Below are 20181 nucleotides of genomic sequence, written 5' to 3'. Positions count from 1 at the left end.
TCGAACGATGACCGACCCCAAGCGCCAGATGATCCTGGCCACTTTCATCCACAATTCGGGCGCCCATCCGGGTGGCTGGCGCTGGCCCGGCGGCCCCGCCGTCGACCAGCACGACTTCGCCCACTACGCGCACCTCGCCCGGACCGCCGAGCGCGGCAAGATGCACTGCTACTTCTCGGGCGACAGCGTGGGCTTCCCCTCAATCTCGGGCAAGGAGGCCTTCGCCGCGACCGACTACGCGGGCAAGCTCGAGCCGACCACGCTGCTCGCCGCGCTGGCGATGGTGACGCAGCACATCGGCCTCGTCGCCACCGCCTCGACGACCTACAACGAGCCCTACAACATCGCCCGGCGCTACGCCTCGCTCGACCATCTGACCAAGGGGCGCGCCGGCTGGAACGTCGTCACTTCGGCCAGCGACGGCGAAGCGCGCAACTTCGGGCGCGACATGAACCTCGACCATGCCCTGCGCTACGAGCGCGCCGAGGAATTCGTCGACGTCGTGCGCGGCCTGTGGGACAGCTGGGAAGACGGCGCGATCCTGCGCGACCGCGCGGCGGCCAGGTACTTCGACCCGGAAATGGTCCATGAACTCGGCCACGAGGGCAAGCACTTCAAGGTGGCCGGACCACTCAACGTCGCGCGCCCGCCACAGGGCCATCCGATCATCGTTCAGGCGGGCGGGTCGGGCGCAGGCCGCGCGCTCGCCGCGCGCACGGCGGACCTCATCTTCACCGCCGCGCGCTCGCTCGAGGTCGCGCAGGAATTCTACGCCGACATGAAGGCGCGCGCTGCCGCCTTCGGCCGCAACCCGGACCACATCAAGGTCATCCCCTCGGTGCAGTTCATGGTGCGATCGAGCGAAGAGGAGGCCCGCCGCGCCGAAGCCGAACTGCTCGATCTCGTCCCCGAAGCGCTCGCGCTGCGCACGCTTTCGCTCCAGCTCGGCGTCGACCTTTCGCACCTCTCTCCCGAAGATCGCCTGCCCGACCTGCCCGAGACCAACGGCGGCAAGTGGGTGCAGGAATCGATCGTGCGCATGGCCCGCGAGGAAGACCTGCCGATCGGCGTGCTCGCCCGGCGGGTGGTCGTAAGCCGCGCCAGCTTCTCCTATTCGGGCACACCCGAGCAGGTGGCGGATCTGTGCGAGACATGGTTCCGCGAGGGCGGTGCCGACGGCTTCTCGCTTTCGCCCAACTACCAGCCCGGCGCCCTGGAGGATTTCGTCGACCAGGTCATCCCGATCCTGCAGAAGCGCGGTCTCTTCCGCACCGAGTACGAAGGCGCCACATTGCGCGAGAACCTCGGGCTCGCGCGTCCCGAGAACGCCTTCGTCGCCAATCCCGCGCTTGGGCGCGAGCCGCGCATGTGGGCCTGAGCCCGCCGCCTTCCTCTTCCATTCGACCCACAACCAACAGGGAGTAGCACCGATGATCAGCCGTCGCGATTTCGCCAGCCGGGCGAGCCTCGCCGTGGCCGGGACCGGCCTCGCCGCCCTGGCCGCGACGACCTCGCAGGCCGCCCCCGTCACCAGCAGCGCACTGGCCCCGACGCCTGCCCTGCCCTTCGCGGGCGAATGGACCGCCAGCGGATCGCTGCGCCGCGCCGGCGGCACGCTCAACTTCGCGGTGGTTGGCGAGGCGAAGGCCGGCGTGCCGCCGGTGATCCTGCTCCACAAACTGGGCGGCTGGCTCTCCGACTGGCGCTTCGTCGCCCCGCTGCTGGCGCAGGGCCGCCAGGTCATCGCCTTCGACCTGCCCGGCCACGGCGGATCGCGCTGGGACGGCGCGGCCCCTTACATCCAGACCCTGGGCGAAACCGCCGCGCTGCTGGTGGGCGCCTTTGACGAGATGGGCTTCGACAAGGTTGACCTCATCGGCACCTCGCTGGGCGGCTGCCTCTCGGTCCCGCTCGCCGCATTCTGGCCCGAGCGCGTGCGCTCGCTCGCGCTCGTCTCCTGCGCGCTGGGCGGCCGCAAGACGCTGGACGAAATCCGGACCGGGATCGACGAGAAGCAGACCGACCTGTTCGACGCGAACGGCAACCCCGTGCCGACGCCGCCCGAACTGATCGAGAAGATCTTCGGCATCGTTCATCCCGCCAAGATCAACGCCGAAGGCATCCTCAGCCGGCGCGCGGCGGGCAAGTGGATCCAGCCGAGCGAGCGGGGCGTTGGCATGACCGACATCGCGGGCACCCTGCCGCGCATCGCGGCCCCCACGCTGCTGGTCTATGGCGAATTCGACAAGGCCTATGTCAAGTTTCGCAAGGGCGCCGAAGCCGCGCTCAGGAACGGGCGAACGCAGGTGGTCAAGAATGCCGGCGCCTTCGTGATGCAGGACAATCCCAGCGAAACGGCGCGTATCCTCAACGCCTTCCTCGCCAGCCTCTGAACGCCTCCGGCCGTGTTCGCGCCACCGCGCGCGGGCATGGCCGGGTTCAGGTCGCGCCTGCGTTCAGTTCTCGCAGGACCGGCGGATCGCGGCCTTGAGCTGGCGCACCAGCCGCGTCTCGTACTTGTCCTTGAGCGTGGCGAAGCCGAACACCGGCGAGGCGATCTGCGAGCCCTCGATACGCACGAGCGTGCCCGCAGCGAGTTCGTCGGCGACGGCCTCGCTGCCGATCATGCCGATCATGCCCGCATCGACGATCATCGACTTGTGCAGCGCGGCCGAGGAAATGCGCACGACCTTGCTGTCTTCCCCGCAGCCGAAGGAGCGCACCATCGCGGCGAAGTCGTCGGTTTCGAAGGGATCGAGCGAATCGTAGGCGCTGAGCTGCGCCCACATGAACTGGGCGGGGTCCGCGTCTGGATCGCCCGTCACCAGCGGATGGTCGGGCCTGGCCACGATCGCATAGTCGCGCTGGAGCAGCGGTTCGAAATCGTAGGCATCGTCCGCGAAGTCGATCGGCACACCGACGAGCGCGAAGTCGATCTCGCCCGAGGCCAGCATCGTGATCAGCTGCGTGGTGTAGCCGTCGCGCAGCTTGAGGTCGATCGGCGGCGATTGCTCCACAAAGCTGCGCAGGGTGTTGGCCAGCGCGGGAGAGTGCAGCCCGGGATGCACCCCGATCGCGACGCGCGGGCGCCGGTCGGCTTCGGTCAGTTCGTGGACGATGCGCCGCTCCTCGGCCAGCATCAGGCGGGCGCGCCGCACCAGCCGCTCGCACATCGCGGTCGGGCGCACGCCCGAGGGACCGCGCTCGAACAGGCTGGTGTTGAACTCTTCCTCGAGCTGCTTGATGCTGAGCGTCAGCGCGGGCTGGGTGATCCCGATCGCCTTGGACGCCTTGCGCAGACTTCCGCTCTCGTAGATCGCGATCATCCGCTTGAGCTGCACCAGGTTCACGCGCGTTCGTCTCCGTATCAGTCGGCGGCCTGATCGCCCAGGAATTGCGCGATGACAGCCACGACCCGCTCGCGTTCGAGCTTGAGTACACCGTGCGCGACGCCAGGCCAATCCACCCTGCGCCCATTACGGAAAAGGTGCGAGGTCGCGCGGGTCACCTGCCAGAGATCGTCCTCGGGGTTCATGACCAGCACCGGCTGCTCCACTTCGGCCATCGCGCCCAGGAAATCGTAGCGGTAGACCGAGATGTAGCCCCAGGGCATCCGCTCGCCGAGGCGCAGGCACTCAGCCATCGCGACGTGGCGCTCTTCGTAGCCGATACGCGGATCGCTGAGCGTGCCGATGATCGCCCAGAGCTTCTCGACATGCTCGAGCGTGGGCCCGGGCCTGGGAAAGGCGCCGCGCAGATTGGCGAGCTTGGCCGCGCGCACTTCGGCCTCGTAAGCGGCGAGGCCGAAGACCACCACCCGGCGCACGCGCTCGGGCCGGCTGCGCGCCAGTTCGGTCGAGAGCAGCGAGCCGGTATGGAAGCCGAGGACATCGTAGGGCCCTTCGGCCAGCTCGCCGCGCGCGGCGAGGTCGCGCATCGCGGTGTCCGCCACCGTCGCCAGTTCCTCGATCGAGACCGGTTCGGGCGGCGCATCGCTCATCCCGTAACCCGGCGTATCGAGAGCGATCACCGTGCGCCCTTGCGAAAGCGGCTCCATGATCGGCTCGAAATCGGCGCCGTTGCTCGGCGTCTGGTGGAGACACAAAAGCGGCGGTGCGTCATCTGGTCCGGGGACGATGCGGTAGTGCACCTGTCCGAACCGGCTTGGCACGTAGCCGCGAACGATCGCGTTCATGGTCTATGATCCTTTCCCTCACGAACGATCGCCCCGCCGGCAAGGAATGCCAGCGCGGCCGAGGCCAGCAGCGCGAGGCTGCCCACCACGGCCATCGACCAGCCCACGCGCGCGGGGTCGGCAAAGACATGTTCGGTAAGCCCCGCCACCGCGAGCGGCCCCAGCGAGGCGCCGATCATCGTCATCACGAAAGCGTAGAGCGCGACCGCGAAGCCGCGCAGCGACAGCGGGGCGATCTCGGCCACGACCGAAAGCATGCAGGTGCCGTACATCGCCAGGATCGCCATGATCGAGCCCAGCAGGACAATCGCCACTTCGCTGTCGGAGATGAACACCGCCAGCGCCGAGGGAATGGCCAGCAGGGTCAGCACCCCGGCGAGACGAACACGCCCGGCAAGCCCATAGCGGCGGCTCACCCGGTCGATCACGAAGCCTGCCAGAACCGCGCCGGGAATGGCCCAGGCGATCTGCGCGGCGCCGAGCCGTTGCCCGGCCTCGCCGATCGCAAGTCCGAACGTGCGGGTCAGGAACACCGCCCCCCACCCCGTCGCCACCGAGCCGCCCACCGCGAGCAGCGCCAGGGCGCCGTAGAACGGCACGAACACCGCCCAGCGCGCGCGCATCGCGGCAAGGCCGTCGCGAAAGCTCATTGCCTCGACGAACGTCTCGCCCGAAGCGCCGCGCCGTTCCGGTTCGCGCAGCAATACCAGCGCGACCAGGATCGCCGCGCCGCTCAGGCCCGTCAGGATGAAGGCCAGGCGCCAGGGCGCGAAGTCGCCGATGATTGGCAGCCCTGCAAAGACGCCGCGCGGCGCCGCCTCAAGGATCGAGCCGGTTACCAGCGAGCCGAGGCCGAAGGCGATCATCGAGCCGAAGACGTAGAGCGCCATGGGCCGCCCGCGCTTTTCGGGCGGAAAGAGGTCGCTGATCATCGTCACCGCGCAAGGTCCCAATACCGCCTCGCCCACGCCGATGAAGATGCGCGAGGTGAACATCGCCCCGAAACCTTGCGCGAAGCCGCCCCCGATCGCGGCGATACTCCACACCACGATCCCCGCGATAAGGAGCTTGCGACGGTTGACCCGATCCGCGACCGCCCCGAGCGGCAGGCCGATGGTCACATAGAAGACCGAGAACGCGAAGCCCTGGAGCAGCGCGATCTGGATTTCGCTGATGGCGAGGTCCTGGCGCACCGGGTCGATCACCAGGGCGAGCATGCCCCTGTCGATGTTCGAGATGACTTGCGCGAGGAAGAGCGTGGCGACGGTCACCCAGGCGAGCAGCGCTCCCGGGCGCTCACGGATGGAACCGGGCTCAGGCACCATCAGGCCTTCCCCACGCCGGCTGAGAGCCGCAACGAGGGCACGATGCCGGCCTGTCGAAGCCTGCGCCCGGTCATCATCGCGGAACAGCCGGAGCGCACGAGCGCAGTCCGGCAGCGGCACATAGGCCCTGCACTTGTGGTCACCTTCGCTTCTTCCCCGATCCCCCGTTGCCATCGCCTTGTGCGGGCCATGGCCGGGTCGTTTGAACCAGCGCCGACGCCGGGCACATTGCGCCCGTCGTCCGCCGTTGGCCCCGTGCTATCACCCCCTTGTGCCCCTGCGAAATAAGAAGCCCTTATCGGCGCGAGAGATTCTTGATTGGTAGCGCCGCGCCCGTCATGCTCCAAGCCTGCGTTGCGCCAGGCTCGCGCGCTGCGCCGGCCTCCTCCCACAGACAAAGGCAGGACCGATGATCGAGCCGTTGCAGCCCCTGATGAACCGCCCCGTCGCCCAGCGCGTCCTCACCCAGCACGGGGTGGACGCGCTCGTCCTGAGCGAGCCGACCAATATCTATCAGGCGACCGGGTTCTGGCCGCAGCTCGTCGCGATGGGCCAGGCCGGAGTCGCCTTCGCCATCGTGCCGGTGGATGCGAGCGCGCCGGTCACGCTGATCTCGAGCCAGTTCATCCACTACCTCCACGACGTCGGCGCGCCTCCCGCCGGAAGCCCGGTCGACATCGTGCTCTACACCGCGCCCGATGGACTTGACGGCGATGCCGCCCCGCCGATGTTCCTCTCGATGCCGCCCGGCGGTCGGCCCGACGCGCTCGACCATTTCGCGCAGGAAGCCACGCTCGACGTGCTCGAGCGCCATCCCGCGCACCCCGATGCCAGCGCGGCGCTGCGCGCGGCGACACAGGGGCTTAGCGGCCGGATCGCCACCGATTCCCCGATCATCGCGGCCTTGCTTGGCGAACGCCTCGCCTATACTCCCGCCGCGCCGCTGCTGCGCACGATCCGCATGATCAAGTCGCCCGCCGAAATCGCGCTCATGCGGATCGCCGCGCAGAACAACGCCGACGCCGCAATCGCCGCGATCCAGTCGGTCTCGCCCGGCGACACGTACGAGGCCTTGCGCATCGCCTTCTACACCGAAACCGGCAAGCGCGGCGGCATCCCGCTGTTCCTCTCCACCGACAGCATGACGATCCGCAAGCGCGACGGGGTGATCCGCGAAGGGCGCAGCTTCCAGATCGACGCCGTCAGCCACTATGCAGGCTACCACGGCGACTATGGCCGCACCGTCTTCGTCGGCGAACCCGACCCGGTGATCCTGCGCATGGTCGAAGCCGCGCAGGTCGCCAACGATGCCGTCGCGAACGCGCTGCGTCCGGGACTTCGCTATTCGGACGTACGCCGGATCGGTCAGGAAGCCGTTGCCAGGGCCGGCTACGACATTGCCATTCCCTGCTCGCCGCACAGCGTGGGCCTCTACCACACCGACGAGGCTTATGCCGGGGATGCTCTCCATTTCCGCAAGGACGACCATCTGATCGAGAAGGACATGATCCTCAGCGTCGACTGCCCCGTGCTGCATCTCGATGCGGGCGGCAACGTGCACCTCGAGGATCTCTGGCTGATCACCGAAAACGGCTGCGAGGCGCTCAACCTTCGCGGCTCGCCCTACCTGACGATCGGGCGGTGACTAGAGCGTCTGCCCGTCGTCGATGCGGATGTCGGCGCCGGTGAGGAAGCGACTTTCGTCCGAGAGCAAATGGAGCAGCGTGGCGTCGAGCGCCTCCTGCTCCATCAGCCGCCCGCGCGGCATGGCCGAAAGCTGGCGCTTGCCTGCCTCGGTCTCGAACCAGTCGCCCGCAAGTTCGGAGCGGAAGTAGCCGGGCGAGACCACGTTGACATTGGGGCCGCTGCGCACCCATTCGTTGGCGAGCAGGCGCCCGAGGTGCGAGACGGCCGCCTTCGACGCGCTGTAGGCGACGAGCCCGCTGCCCTGCGTCTGCGCCGTGATCGAGGAAACGAGAACGATCCGGCCCTCCTGCGCGATCCCGGCGGCGTGCATGCGCCGCGCCGCCTCGCGCGCCGCGATGAAGGCGCCGCGCACGTTGATCGCGAAGACCGTGTCGAGATCCTCGACGGAAAGATCCACCGCCCGCCCGCTGCGGTTGACACCTGCGTTCACCAGCACCGAGGAAACCGGCCCCCACCGTGCCTCGACGCGGTCGAACGCGTCGATCATCTGGGCTTCGTTGGCGACGTCCGCCTCCAGGGCCAGCGCTTCGCCGCCCGCCTCGCCGATCTCACCGGCAAGACGCGCAAGCGCCCCCTCGCGCCGGGCGACGAGCGCGACACGCGCCCCGCTGTGTGCCGCCAGCCGGGCGACGTGCGCGCCGAGGCCCGAGGATGCGCCCGTGATCATGAGCGTACGCCCCGCAAGGCGCGTCGTATCGTGCATGGTCGCTCTCCCGTTCAAAATCCGCGCGTGGCGCGCAGCGCCAGTTGCGCCAGTTCGCCGAAAGCCTCGGCCCGCTCGCGCGCCTGGGCGTTGGCGGCCGTGCCTCGGATCACCCGCCCGCGAATGCCGTGGAAGATCGCGGCAAGCCGGAACAGGTTGAATGCCATGCAGTAGCGATAGTCATCCGCCCGGGCACGCCCGGTTCGGCGGCAATAGGCGGCAAGGTAGTCCGCCTCGCCCGGAATGCCGAGCGCGGCGCAATCCGCCCCACCCAAGCCCGCCACGATGTGCGCCGGCACGTGGTACATCATCGCGTGGTAGGCGAAGTCGGACAAGGGATGCCCCAGCGTCGAGAGCTCCCAGTCGAGTACCGCCAGCACCTCGGGGCGGGTCGGGTGGAAAATCAGGTTGTCGATGCGGAAATCGCCGTGGAGCACGCGGACCGTGCCATCGTCGGGCGGCAGGTTCGCCTCGAGCCAGGCGATCGCCGCGTCCATCGCCGTATCGCGCCCCGCCGCCTCGTCCTCGCGGTATTGGCGTGACCAGCGGGCAAGCTGGCGCGCAAAGTAATTGCCCGAATGACCGTAGTCACCGAGCCCGATCGCCGCCGGATCATAGCCATGCAGCCGTGCCAGCGTGGCGTTCATCGCATCGTAGATCGCGCCGCGCTCCTCGCGGCAAGCACCGGGAATTTCGGCGTCCCAGAAGATGCGCCCCTCCACCATGTCCATCACGTAGAACGGGGTGCCGATCACGCCAGCGTCCTCGCACAGCGCGTGGATAGGGGCGACCGGAAAGCCCTGCGCGTGGAGTGCGGCCTGGACCCGCGCCTCGCGCTCGACGGCATGCGCGCCCTTGATGAGCGCGCCGGGCGGCTTGCGCCGAAGGACATAGCACCGCTGCGGCGTCGTCAGCCGATAGGTCGGGTTCGATTGGCCGCCGCGAAACTGCTCGACCTCGAGTGGCCCCGCGTAATGCGTCACATGGGCCTTGAGCCACGTCTCGAGCGCGGCGTGATCGAAATCGAAGCCCGCGCGCACGCGGCCCGCGCCGGTGTTGCCAAGCGCGATGTCGCTCATGACCCGCCCCCCTCCTGGCTCGCCTTCCACTCGCGCTTGATCGCCTTGGCCAGGCTCCACTTGTGGACTTCACTGGGCCCGTCATAGATGCGAAAGGCGCGCACTTCGCGGAACACCTGCTCGACCACGGTGCCCTCGCGCACCCCGCTGCCCCCCATCACCTGCACGCAATTGTCGGCGATGGTCATGAGCGCCTCGCTCACCGAGACTTTCGCCATCGAGCTTTCGAGCGTGCCGCGCGAGCCGGTATCGAGCACGTCGGCACACCAATCGATCATCAGTTCGCATTGCCGAAGCAGGATGCGGTTCTGGGCGAGCAGGAAGCCGACGCCTTCGTGGTCGATCAGGGTCTTGCCGAAGGCCTCGCGCCGGCAGGCATAGTCGGTTGCGATCTCCTGCGCGCGGATGCAGGCGCCCAGCCAGCGCATGCAGTGCGAGAGCCGCGCGGGCGAAAGGCGCGCCTGGGCATAAGCAAAGCCCTCACCCGGCTCGCCCAGCATCTGGTTTGCCGGGACCCGCAAGTCGTCGATCCGGACAGTGGCGTGTCCGCCCGGCATCGAGCTGTCGATCGTGCGCGGCACCTCCTCGATCACGATCGCCGGATCGGGCAGGTCTACGAGGAACATGCAGGCTCCGCCCACCGTATCGGCCTGCGCACTCGCGGCCATCACGATGCCCACCTGCGCCCCTTGCACCCCGGTGATGAAGGTCTTGCGCCCGCGAATGATCCAGTGGTCGCCATCCTTGCGGCAGGTCGTCTTCATCATCGAGGGGTCCGAACCCGCTCCGCCCCACGCGGCCGGTTCGGTCATGAAGAAAGCCGAGCGCGCGCGCCCTTCGACCAGTGGCTTCAGGAATCGCGCCTTGAGCTCGTCCGAGGCGACGTGGCCGATCAGGTACATGTTGCCCTCGTCGGGCGCGGCGGTATTGCAGGCGAGCGGTCCCAGCGGCGACAGCCCGCTGCGGATAAGGACATGCGCCGTCTCGCGCTGGCTCAGATGGGTGCCATCCGCCTTGATATGGGGCGTGAGCACGCCGGCTTCGCGCGCCTTGTCGCGCATGGCCCAGACCAGATCGTCGCGCGGTGCGCCGTGATGGTCGCGGCGCGGATCCCGCTCATAGGGCACGACGACCTCGCGCACGAAAGCCTCGACCCTGTCTCCCAGAGCACGGACATGCTCGCCGACCATCCTCAACCGCCTTTCCGTTTCTTACTTGCTTGATTAAATAATTGCCTTCATGGTTGCGCTTGTCAATGAAGCGGGAGAGCGGCGCGATGGATTTCGACCTGGGCGAGGAACAATCGATCCTGAAGGACACCCTCCGGCGCTATCTCAAGGACCACTACAGCTTCGAACAGCGCCGCCGCGCCCTGCGCGCCGAACCGGACGCCCAGGACCTCTGGCCGGGCCTCGCCGAACTCGGACTGCTCGGCGCACCTTTTGCCCTCGAACGCGGCGGATATGGCGGCGGGGCCGTGGAAGCGATGGTCGTCATGGAGGCACTGGGCGAAGCGCTGGTGTGCGATGCGTGGAACGAAAGCGTGCTGCTCTGCGGACGCTTGCTCGAGGGCATCGGCACCCCGTCCGCCGCGGCCTTGCTCAGCGGCCTCATCGCGGGCACGCACCGGCTGGCGCTCGCGCATTGGGAGAGCGGCGCGCGCCGCGATCTGTCGGCCGTCTCGACGCGCGCCGTCAGCGAGGGTGAGGGTTGGCGGCTGAACGGTGCGAAGAGCCTCAGCATCGGCGCGCCCCACGCCAGCCACCTCCTCGTCACCGCGCGGACCGCGAACGCCACGCGCGACGAACACGGCTTATCGCTTTTCTGTGTGCCCATCGACGCCCCCGGCCTGACCTTGCGCCCCTTGCGAATGATCGATGACCGCGCCTGTGCCGACATCGTGTTCGACGAAGTCCAGCTCCCCGCGAGCGCCCTTCTCGGCCCGCGCGACCAAGCCTTTCCCGCCCTCGCCGAGGCCCACGAAGCCTATTGCGCCGCGCTTTGCGCCGAGGCCCTTGGGGTGCTCTCGCGCCTCTACGAGGACACGGTCGAATACACCGCGCAACGCCGCCAATTCGGCCAGCCGTTGTCGCGATTCCAGGTCCTCCAGCACCGTCTCGTCGACATGCGGATCCAGCTCGAACTGGCGTGCGCCGCCAGCCTGCACGCGACGCTGCACCTCGCAAGGCCCCCGGCCGAGCGCCGCCGGGCCCTCGGCGCGGCGGCGATCGTCGTGGTCGAGGCGCTGCGCTTCGTGGGCGAAAACGCCGTCCAGCTCCACGGCGCAATGGGCCTGACCGACGAGCTTGCCGTCAGCCACTACTTCCGCCGCGCCACCGTCCTGATCGAACAGCTGGGAGGCCGCGACCACCTGCTGGCCGAACAGGCGAAGGCCCTTCGGGCCGCCTGACGCGAAGGCCTTGCGGGCCGCCTGACGCGGCGAACCGGGAGCGCGCTCAGACTCCGACTATCGCGCGGGCCAGAATGTTGCGCTGGATCTCGTTGGAGCCGGCATAGATGGAAGCCGCGCGCTCGTTGAAGTAGCGCAAGGGCGCCAGCGCGTGCCAGCGTTCCCCGGCAAGGTAGCCGTCTTCGGGCGCGGCGTAGAACGGGATCGGCCCGCCCGGGCGCACCGCATGGGGCTGGTAGACGAGCGCCTGCGGCCCTGCTGCCTCGAGCGCGAGCCGCGTCAACGCCTGCGCGGTCTCGGTTCCCAGGACCTTGAGCATCGAGGACAACGCCCCCACGCTGCTGCCTTGTCCGGTGCCCGAAAGCAGGCGCAGCTCGAGCGTGCCCAGCACATCGATCCGCGCGCGCAGCGCCGCCAGCCGGGACGCGAACAGCGGATCTTCGATCAGTGGGCACCCATCGTCGCCACCCTGCGCTTCGGCCTGGGCCGCGAGCCGTTCGGCCCGCACGTGAAGGTCGGGCGCATAGGCGGAACCGCCCCGCTCGAATTCGAGCAGGTACTTGGCCACCGACCATCCATCATCCACCTCCCCCAGCACGTTGGCGACCGGCACCCGGACATCGGTGAAGAAGACTTGCGACTGCACTTCCTCGCCCGAACTCATCAACATGGGCCGCACCTCGATCCCGGGATCGTCCATGCGAAGGAGCAGGAAGGTGATGCCCTTTTGCGGCCGGTCCTCGCGCGCGGTGCGCACGAGCGCGAACATCCAGTTGGCCTCGGTGGCGTGCGTGGTCCAGATTTTCGAGCCGTTGAGAACGAAAGCCTCGCCCTCGCGCACCGCCGCCAGTTGCAGCGAGGCAAGGTCCGATCCGGCACCGGGCTCGGAATAGCCCTGGCAGAAGAACACTTCCCCGGTCAGGATGCGCGGCAGGAACCAGGCCTTTTGCTCCTCGGTCCCGAAACGGGTGATGACATGGGCCACCATGTGGATGCCCATGGGCGATAGCGAGGGAGCCCCGGCCGCGATCCGCTCGCTCTCGAAGATGTAGTGCTGCGCCGCGCTCCAGTCCTGCCCGCCGTGCTCAAGCGGCCAGTGCGGCGCGGCCCAGCCCTTGGCGTGCAGGATCGCCTGCCAGCGCATGCTGGCCGCGTGATCGGGGTAGACGCTCGTCGCGAGGCACCCGGCCGCGGCGAGATCGGCGTCGAGATTTTCCTGCAGGAAAGTGCGCACCTCATCGCGGAAGGCCTCTTCCTCGGCGGTCCAGTCGAGGTCCATGGTCAGGCCACTCCCGCCCGCGCATCGATGTCAGCCCCGACCATTTCGGCAAGTCGCCCGGAAATCAGCGCCTTCGCCTCGATCACGATGCGCTCCACCAGTTGCGCCACGCTGGGCACGTCGTGGATAAGCCCCTGCACGAGCCCTGCGGTCCAGATGCCATGATCGAGATCCCCGCTCACCAGCCCTTCGCGTCCGCGCGCGCCCTTCACCAGATGCGCGATCTCCTCGAAGGCAAGCCCTCGCGCTTCGGCGGCCACCACTTCGTCCGAAATCGCGTTGCGCGCGACCCGCGCGGAATTGCGGTAGCTGCGGAAGATGAGCCTTGTCGCGCGCTCGTCGTTGGCGACGAGAGCCTGCTTGAAATTCTCGTGGATCGGTGCCTCACGCGTGGCGCAAAAGCGCGTCCCCATGTTGATCCCGTCCGCGCCGAGCGCCAGCGCGGCGACCAGCCCGCGACCATCGCCGAAGCCGCCGCTGGCCAGGATCGGCACCGAAAGCCGCTCGGCCGCTGCCGGGATGAGGATGAGGCCAGGAATGTCGTCCTCTCCGGGGTGCCCGGCGCATTCGAAACCGTCGATCGAGACCGCGTCCACCCCCATGCGCTGTGCCGAAAGCGCGTGGCGCACCGCCGTGCACTTGTGGATCACCTTGACCCCGTGCGCCTTGAAATGGCTGACGTGCTCTTCCGGCCGGTGCCCCGCCGTCTCGACGATGGTGATGCCCGATTCGATGATCGCCGCGCGGTATTCGGCGTAAGGCGGCGGAGATAGCGAAGGCAGGATCGTCAGGTTCACGCCGAAGGGCTTGTCGGTCATCTCGCGCGTGCGGGCGATCTCGCGCACAAGCGCTTCGGGGCTGGGCTGGGTCAGCGCGGTCAGGCAACCGAGCGCGCCGGCCTCGGCGACGGCGGCGACGAGCTCCGCCACCCCCACCCACATCATGCCGCCCTGAACGATCGGGTGCTCGATACCGAATTCGCGTGTGAAGCGTGTCTGCAGCATGGTCCTCGCCCTCCCGTGCGCCCTTGCCAAATTTTCCTCCACTGTTATTTATCTGAGCAATTAATTCAAGAGGGGAGTTCGGCTATGGCGAATGGGCAGACACTGGAAGCGGCACAAGGCGGGGCCGACCGTATCAATTCTGTCACCACTTATGCCTGCATCGAATCGGTGGCGGTGATCACGATTGACTCGCCTCCGGTGAACGCCCTCAGCGGCGATGTGCGCCGCGGCCTGCTCGCAGGCTTCCGGCGCGCGCACGAAGATCCCACCGCCCAGGCCGTGGTGCTTGCCTGTGCGGGACGCACTTTCATCGCGGGCGCCGACATCCGCGAATTCGACGCGCCCGACACCGACGCGCCGGGGCTCCACGCGGTGCTCGACGCCATCGAGGCCTGTCCCAAGCCGACGGTCGCCGCGATCCACGGCACCGCGCTTGGAGGCGGGCTGGAAACCGCGCTCTGCTGCCATTTTCGCGTCGCCCTGCCGGAAGCCAAGCTGGGCCTGCCCGAAGTCGCTCTTGGCCTCCTGCCGGGCGCGGGCGGCACGCAGCGCCTGCCGCGCATCGTGGGCGCCGAGGCGGCGCTGGAGATGATGGCGCTGGGCAAGCCCGTCACTGCGACCAAGGGACAGGCCATGGGGCTCGTCGACGCGCTCATCGAAGGCGACCTCCTTGCCGGAGCGATCGCCTTTGCCCAGGACGCGGCCCGGTCCGGTACGGCTGCCGTCCGTGTGCGCGACCGCACCGGGGGCCTTGCCTTACCCCATGACGCGCACGTCTTCGACGAGTTCCGCCGCGCCAACGCCCGCGCCTTCCGCGGATACGAGGCGCCCGAGAACATCGTCCGTGCGGTCGAGGCCGCGGTCACCCTTCCCTTCGCAGACGGCATGAAGCGCGAGGCTGAGCTCTTTGCCGAACTCTTCGCGAGCCGCCAGTCTGCCGCGCTACGCTATCTCTTCTTCGCCGAACGCCAGACCGCGCGCGTCCCGGACCTGCCCGCCGCCACGCCCATCCGGCCGATCGCGACGGTCGGCGTGATCGGGGCCGGCACGATGGGCAGTGGCATCGCGATGAACTTCCTCAACGCCGGCCTTCCCGTCACCCTCGTCGAGCGCGAGGAACCCGCGCTCGAACGCGGCCTGGCCGCGATCCGGCGTAATTACGAAGTGTCGCAAGCCAAGGGCAAGCTCACCGCGCAGGCGCTCGAGGAACGCATGGCGCTGCTGCGCCCCTCGCTCGACATGGCCGACCTCGCCCAAGCCGACCTCGTCATCGAGGCCGTGTTCGAGAGGATGGACCTCAAGCAGGAGATATTCGCCCGGCTCGACCAGGTCGCGCGGCCCGGCGCGATCCTTGCCACCAACACCAGCTTTCTCGACGTCGACGCCATCGCCGCCGCGACCTGCCGCCCCGCCGACGTGATCGGGCTGCACTTCTTTTCACCCGCCAACGTCATGCGCCTGCTCGAGGTCGTGCGCGGGGGTGCCACGGCCCCTGACGTCATCGCCACCGCGATGTCGCTCGCCCGCACGATCCGCAAGGTGCCGGTGCTTTCGCGCGTGTGCGACGGTTTCATCGCCAATCGCATGATGACCCCGCGCATGAACGCCGCGCAGGCGCTGATCCTCGAAGGCCCGATGCCCTGGGAGGTGGACCGCGCGCTCGTCGACTACGGTTTCGCGATGGGCCCCTTTGCAATGCTCGACCTCGTCGGGCTCGACGTGATCGGTTGGGACGCGGCGACGAGCAATTCCTCGAGCATAACCCAAGTCCTGTGCGAGATCGGGCGCTGGGGCCAGAAGCGCGAGGGCGGCTTCTACGACTACGACGCGGCGCGCCGGGCCACCCCCTCGCCCGTCACCGAAGGCGTGGTGCGCGACTTCCAGTCCCGCAGCGGCCACCAAGCGCGCACGTTCGTGCCCCAGGCGATCGTCGAACGATTGCTCTTCCCGGTCGTCAACGAGGGCGCGCGGATTCTCGAGGAAGGCATCGCCTTGCGCGCCTCGGATATCGATGTCGCGCTGGTCATGGGCTACGGCTGGCCGCCCTTTACCGGGGGGCCGATGTTCTGGGCCGACGGGATCGGGCTCCAGCGGATCGTGGACGCCCTCGAAGCCATGGGCGAGACGCCGAGCGAGCTGCTCCGCCGCCTGGCCCGCGAGGGCGGTGCGCTCTCCACCTGCACCGGCCAGGCCTGACGGGAGAACGCGCCATGAACGATCTTCCCATGCTCGATACCTCGCGGCGCCCGATCTACGAGAGCGAGCACGAACTGTTCCGTGACCAGGTGCGCAAGTTCATCGGTGTGCACGTGCTCCCCCATCTCGATCGGTGGGAGCGCGATGGCATCGTCGAGCGCGCCTTGTGGAGCGCCTGCGGCGAGGCCGGAATCCTGTGCCCCGGCATTACCGAGGCGCATGGCGGGCTCGGCCTCGACTTTCGCTACAACGCGATCATCGGCGAGGAACTGGCCTACGCCGGCTCCTCGACCGGGATCACGCTGCAATCCGACGTCTGCGCGGACTACATCGCCCATTACGGATCGGACGAACAGCGCGAGGCCTGGCTGGGGCGCATGATCGCGGGGGAAACGGTCGTCGCAATCGCGATGACCGAACCGGGCACCGGCTCCGACCTCCAGGGCATCCGCACCACCGCCCGCCGCGAAGGCGAGGACTACGTGATCGACGGCGCGAAAACCTACATCACCAACGGCCAGCATGCGGACCTCGTGATCGTCGTCGCCAAGACCGAGCCCGCGATGGGCGCCAAGGGCATCTCGCTGATCCTCGTCGAGGCCGACCGCGCCGGCTTCGCGCGCGGGCGCAATCTCGACAAGATCGGCCAGCACGCTTCCGACACGTCCGAGCTGTTCTTCGCCAACGTGCGCGTGCCCGCGAGCAATCTCATCGGCCAGGAAGGGCGCGGCTTCGCCTACCTCATGCAACAGTTGCCACAGGAGCGCCTGACCATCGCGGTCGGCGCGCAGGCGAGCGCACAGCGCGCTTTCGACGAGGCGCTCGGCTTCACCCGCGAACGCAAGGCCTTCGGCAAGGCGATCCTCGACTTCCAGGCGACCCGCTTCGCACTCGCCGAGATGGCGACCCAGCTCCAGGCTGGCTGGGCCCACCTCGACTGGGCCATCGCGCGCCACGTGGACGGCAAGCTCACCGGCGAGGAGGCCGCCGCTGCCAAGCTGTTCCACTCCGAACTGCAGAACCGGGTCTGCGACGCGGCGCTCCAGCTCCATGGCGGGGCCGGTTACATGAACGAATACCCGATTGCCCGCCTCTGGCGCGACGCGCGCGTCTCGCGCATCTACGGCGGGACGAGCGAGATCATGAAGGAAGTGATCGGGCGCGCGCTCTAGCCACGCCCGATCGAGCGGCGATCAGCGATAGACGGGCTCGTCCCACCAGGGGAAATAGTCGGGCATATCGCGCGAGACCTGCTCGGGAAAACACGCAGCGCGCTTCTCGATGAAGGCCGCCACGCCCTCGCGCGCGTCGGCGCTGCGCCCCCGGGCAAGCACCCCGCGGCTCTCCACCCGGTGCGCCTCCATCGGATGCGCCATGCCCAGACCACGCCACATCATCTGACGTGTCAGCGCAACCGAGACAGGGGCCGAGCCTTCGATATAGGACCGCGCCCGGGCATGCGCCCGCGCCAGAAGCTCCCCCTCTTCGATGATCTCGGATACCAGTCCCGCCGCCTGCGCTTCGGCGGCATCGACCAGACGCCCGCTCATGCACCAGTCGAGCGCCGTCGCGATTCCCACGATCCGGGGCAGGAACCAGGCCGATCCACCCTCCGGCACGATCCCGCGCCGCACGAACACGAAGCCGAACCGGGCCGCAGGCGTGCACAGGCGTATGTCCATCGGCAGCAGCATCGTCGCCCCGATGCCGACCGCCGCGCCATTCACGGCCCCGATGACCGGCTTGAGGCACTCGAACATCCGCAAAGTGAGCCGCCCTCCGAAATCGCGCGCTTTCTCGCTCGCATAGTCGATCGTGCCATCCGCGCGCACCGGCGAATCCGGGTTTCCCGTGGCATCGAAGATCTTCGCACCCATTTCGAGATCCGCCCCGGCGCAAAAGGCACGGGCACCCGATCCGGTCACGATCACCGCACCGATGCCGTCGTCACGGTCCACACGGTCGAAAGCGTCGATCATCTCCTCCATCATCCGCACCGAATAGGCATTGAGCTTGTCCGGCCGATGCAGCGTGATCGTCGCGACGCGTTCGCGCACGTCGAAGGTAATCTGTTCGTAAACCATCGCCTTGTCGGCCATCGCTGCTCTCCTCCTTGCCAGGGCCATTGCCGGATTGGCGATTTTCCGATGCGCCGAAGCGCCAAATACCGCGAGAACGCCCCTCACCCAGCGCACACGAAACTACCTCGGCATTTTTATTTGTTCAATTGATTAAATTTGATGATAGGCTTTGGGCCAGGAGCGCAAGGCGCCGGAATCGCAACCGCTGGAGAGGAACCAATGCCCGCTGAAACCGCCTATATCGTCGATGCCGTCCGCACCGCGGGAGGGCGTCGACGCGGCAAGCTCGCCGACTGGCATCCCGCCGACATGGCCGGCGCCACGCTCGATGCCCTGGTTGAGCGCACCGGGCTCGATCCGGCCGGGATCGACGACGTGATCATGGGCTGCGTAACGCAAGGGGGCGAGCAATCGATGCACCTCGGGCGCAACGCGGTGCTCGCCTCCGGCCTGCCCGAGTCCGTACCTGCCGTGACGATCGACCGGCAGTGCGGCAGCAGCCAGCAAGCCGTTCACTTCGCCGCGCAGGCGGTGCTCTCGGGAACGCAGGACGTGGTGATCGCGGCGGGAGTCGAATCGATGACGCGGGTACCGATGGGCGCGACCATGTCGCTGTTTGCCGAAGCCGGCCTCGGCCTGCCCAAGTCGCCGCGCCAGGAAGAACGCTACCCCGGCATCGTGTTCAGCCAGTTCACAGGCGCCGAGGCGCTCGCCCGGAAGTACGGCTTCTCGCGCGACGACCTCGACGCCTTCGCACTGGAGAGCCATCGCAAGGCCATCGTCGCGACCCAGGCCGGGCATTTCGATGGCGAGATCGTGCCGCTGGAGATCACGACTTCCGAAGGCCCCGAGCTGCACGTGCGCGACGAGGGCATCCGCTACGACGCCACGCTCGAATCGATCCAGTCGGTCAAACTGCTCGCCCCCGATGGAATGATCAGCGCCGCGAACGCGAGCCAGATCTGCGACGGCGCCTCGGCGGTGCTGATCGTCTCGCAGCGCGCCCTCAAGACGTTCGGGCTCGAGCCGATCGGGCGCATCCACACCCTTACCGTGACCGGCGGCGACCCGGTGATCATGCTGGAGGAGCCGCTCTTCGCAACCGACCGCGCACTTGCCCGCGCGGGCCTCTCGCTCGACGACATCGACCTTTACGAAGTCAACGAAGCCTTCGCCTCAGTCCCCCTTGCCTGGCTCAAGCACACCGGGGCCGATCCGCAGCGGCTGAACGTTCACGGCGGGGCGATCGCACTGGGCCATCCGCTCGGCGCCAGCGGCACAAAGCTGATGGCAACGCTCATCCACGCACTGGGAACACACGGCAAGAAATACGGCCTGCAGACCATGTGCGAAGGCGGCGGGCTGGCCAACCTGACCATCATCGAACGCTTCTGACAGGAAGGGCAAACACCATGAAGATCGATACGACGACGGCCGCCGTCGTCACCGGAGGAGCCTCCGGCCTCGGCGCCGCGACGGCGCGCGCCTTGGCCGAAAAAGGCGCGAAAGTCGCCATCTTCGACCTCCAAAGCGAGCTTGGCGAAGCGCTCGCCGCCGAACTTGGCGGCGTGTTCTGCAAGGTCGACGTGACCGACGAGGGATCGGTCATCGCCGGGTTTGGCAAGGCACGGGCCGCGCATGGCCAGGAGCGCATCCTCGTCAATTGCGCGGGTACGGGCAGCGCCTTCAAGACAGCCTCACGCTCGCGCCAGGACGGATCGATCAGCCATTTTCCGCTCGGGGTCTTCGAGCGAACCATCGCAATCAACCTCACCGGCACCTTCCGCTGCACCGCGCTGAGCGCGGCGGGCATGCTCACGCTCGATCCGCTCGAGGAAGGCGAGCGCGGCGTGATCGTCAACACCGCCTCCGCTGCCGCACAGGACGGGCAGGTCGGGCAGGCCGCTTATGCGGCCTCGAAGGCCGCGATCATGGGCATGACCCTGCCCATCGCCCGCGATCTCATGACCGAGGGTATCCGGGTCAACGCGATCCTGCCGGGTCTCTTTGACACCCCGCTGATGAATGCCGCGCCCGCGCAAGTGCTGGACGCCTTGGCCGCCTCGGTACCCTTCCCCAAGCGCCTGGGCAATCCGCGCGAGTTCGCCGCGCTTGCGCTCTGCATGGTGGAGACGACCTACTTCAACGCCGCCGCCGTGCGTCTCGACGGTGCCATCCGGATGCCGCCGCGCTGAAGTGGCT

17 protein-coding genes are annotated in these 20181 nt (G+C 68.1%); 8 read left to right on the top strand and 9 right to left on the bottom strand.

Features of this window, described 5'->3' with window-relative positions; translation table 11 throughout:
- Nucleotides 1-7: 7 nt before the first annotated feature.
- The gene (locus HT136_RS14305; RefSeq protein WP_214200464.1) at nucleotides 8-1378 is read left to right on the top strand and encodes an LLM class flavin-dependent oxidoreductase; all 1371 of its coding nucleotides are present in this window, start codon (nucleotides 8-10) and stop codon (nucleotides 1376-1378) included.
- A 52-nt stretch (nucleotides 1379-1430) separates the two neighbouring features.
- The gene (locus HT136_RS14300; protein WP_214200463.1) at nucleotides 1431-2393 is read left to right on the top strand and encodes an alpha/beta fold hydrolase; all 963 of its coding nucleotides are present in this window, start codon (nucleotides 1431-1433) and stop codon (nucleotides 2391-2393) included.
- A gap of 63 nt (nucleotides 2394-2456) precedes the next feature.
- Here HT136_RS14300 and HT136_RS14295 read toward each other — a convergent pair whose 3' ends face one another.
- The 3 genes from HT136_RS14295 to HT136_RS14285 are packed head-to-tail and all read right to left on the bottom strand — an operon-like array spanning nucleotide 2457 to nucleotide 5520.
- Nucleotides 2457-3350 carry a LysR family transcriptional regulator gene (locus HT136_RS14295; RefSeq protein WP_214200462.1) on the bottom strand — a complete coding sequence of 298 codons (894 nt, stop codon included), beginning with the start codon at nucleotides 3348-3350 and terminating at the stop codon, nucleotides 2457-2459.
- Nucleotides 3351-3367: 17 nt separating this feature from the next.
- The gene (locus HT136_RS14290; protein WP_214200461.1) at nucleotides 3368-4195 is read right to left on the bottom strand and encodes an alpha/beta fold hydrolase; all 828 of its coding nucleotides are present in this window, start codon (nucleotides 4193-4195) and stop codon (nucleotides 3368-3370) included.
- Nucleotides 4192-5520: an MFS transporter gene (locus HT136_RS14285; RefSeq protein WP_214200460.1), complete on the bottom strand. Its 1329-nt coding sequence runs from the start codon at nucleotides 5518-5520 to the stop codon at nucleotides 4192-4194. The genes HT136_RS14290 and HT136_RS14285 overlap by 4 nt, the downstream gene beginning before the upstream one ends.
- Before the next feature lie 409 nt (nucleotides 5521-5929).
- On the opposite strand from HT136_RS14285, the gene HT136_RS14280 reads away from it, so the two are divergent.
- A complete protein-coding gene (locus HT136_RS14280; protein ID WP_214200459.1) occupies nucleotides 5930-7165 on the top strand; it encodes a M24 family metallopeptidase in 1236 nt (411 codons plus the stop codon).
- Here the strand turns inward: HT136_RS14280 and HT136_RS14275 are convergent, their stop codons facing one another.
- The 3 genes from HT136_RS14275 to HT136_RS14265 are packed head-to-tail and all read right to left on the bottom strand — an operon-like array spanning nucleotide 7166 to nucleotide 10199.
- Nucleotides 7166-7930, bottom strand: coding sequence for an SDR family NAD(P)-dependent oxidoreductase (locus HT136_RS14275; RefSeq protein WP_214200458.1), 765 nt, complete (start codon nucleotides 7928-7930; stop codon nucleotides 7166-7168).
- Nucleotides 7931-7944: 14 nt separating this feature from the next.
- Nucleotides 7945-9009, bottom strand: a complete 1065-nt coding sequence (locus tag HT136_RS14270; protein WP_214200457.1) for a phosphotransferase — start codon at nucleotides 9007-9009, stop codon at nucleotides 7945-7947.
- Nucleotides 9006-10199 (bottom strand): acyl-CoA dehydrogenase family protein, encoded by a 1194-nt coding sequence (locus HT136_RS14265; RefSeq protein ID WP_214200456.1) that lies wholly within the window; start codon nucleotides 10197-10199, stop codon nucleotides 9006-9008. The genes HT136_RS14270 and HT136_RS14265 overlap by 4 nt, the downstream gene beginning before the upstream one ends.
- 86 nt (nucleotides 10200-10285) lie before the next feature.
- On the opposite strand from HT136_RS14265, the gene HT136_RS14260 reads away from it, so the two are divergent.
- Nucleotides 10286-11419 carry an acyl-CoA dehydrogenase family protein gene (locus tag HT136_RS14260; RefSeq protein WP_214200455.1) on the top strand — a complete coding sequence of 378 codons (1134 nt, stop codon included), beginning with the start codon at nucleotides 10286-10288 and terminating at the stop codon, nucleotides 11417-11419.
- A gap of 46 nt (nucleotides 11420-11465) precedes the next feature.
- On the opposite strand, the gene HT136_RS14255 is transcribed toward HT136_RS14260, so the two are convergent.
- Together HT136_RS14255 and HT136_RS14250 are read right to left on the bottom strand one after the other, a co-directional pair.
- Entirely contained in the window at nucleotides 11466-12698 is a 1233-nt protein-coding gene (locus HT136_RS14255; RefSeq protein WP_214200454.1) for an acyl-CoA dehydrogenase family protein, read from the bottom strand.
- A gap of 2 nt (nucleotides 12699-12700) precedes the next feature.
- Complete coding sequence (locus HT136_RS14250; RefSeq protein ID WP_214200453.1) at nucleotides 12701-13702, bottom strand: NAD(P)H-dependent flavin oxidoreductase; 1002 nt, start codon at nucleotides 13700-13702, stop codon at nucleotides 12701-12703.
- A gap of 84 nt (nucleotides 13703-13786) precedes the next feature.
- Here HT136_RS14250 and HT136_RS14245 point away from each other — a divergent pair, with 84 nt between their 5' ends.
- On the top strand, nucleotides 13787-15898 hold the full coding sequence (locus HT136_RS14245; protein ID WP_214200452.1) for a 3-hydroxyacyl-CoA dehydrogenase NAD-binding domain-containing protein: 2112 nt from the start codon (nucleotides 13787-13789) through the stop codon (nucleotides 15896-15898).
- Nucleotides 15899-15927: 29 nt separating this feature from the next.
- Nucleotides 15928-17070, top strand: coding sequence for an acyl-CoA dehydrogenase family protein (locus HT136_RS14240; protein WP_214200504.1), 1143 nt, complete (start codon nucleotides 15928-15930; stop codon nucleotides 17068-17070).
- Between the two features lie 21 nt (nucleotides 17071-17091).
- Here HT136_RS14240 and HT136_RS14235 read toward each other — a convergent pair whose 3' ends face one another.
- The gene (locus HT136_RS14235) at nucleotides 17092-17982 is read right to left on the bottom strand and encodes a crotonase/enoyl-CoA hydratase family protein (RefSeq protein ID WP_214200503.1); all 891 of its coding nucleotides are present in this window, start codon (nucleotides 17980-17982) and stop codon (nucleotides 17092-17094) included.
- 216 nt (nucleotides 17983-18198) lie between these two features.
- Here HT136_RS14235 and HT136_RS14230 point away from each other — a divergent pair, with 216 nt between their 5' ends.
- Nucleotides 18199-19374 (top strand): acetyl-CoA C-acetyltransferase, encoded by a 1176-nt coding sequence (locus HT136_RS14230; protein WP_214200451.1) that lies wholly within the window; start codon nucleotides 18199-18201, stop codon nucleotides 19372-19374.
- A 17-nt stretch (nucleotides 19375-19391) separates the two neighbouring features.
- Entirely contained in the window at nucleotides 19392-20174 is a 783-nt protein-coding gene (locus HT136_RS14225; RefSeq protein ID WP_214200450.1) for an SDR family NAD(P)-dependent oxidoreductase, read from the top strand.
- The last annotated feature ends 7 nt before the right edge of the window (nucleotides 20175-20181 follow it).

Source organism: Novosphingobium profundi (genome assembly GCF_018491765.1).
GTDB lineage: Bacteria > Pseudomonadota > Alphaproteobacteria > Sphingomonadales > Sphingomonadaceae > Novosphingobium > Novosphingobium profundi.
The sequence above is the reverse complement of the archived record's forward strand: the minus strand, read 5'-3'. Positions and strand labels throughout refer to the sequence as shown.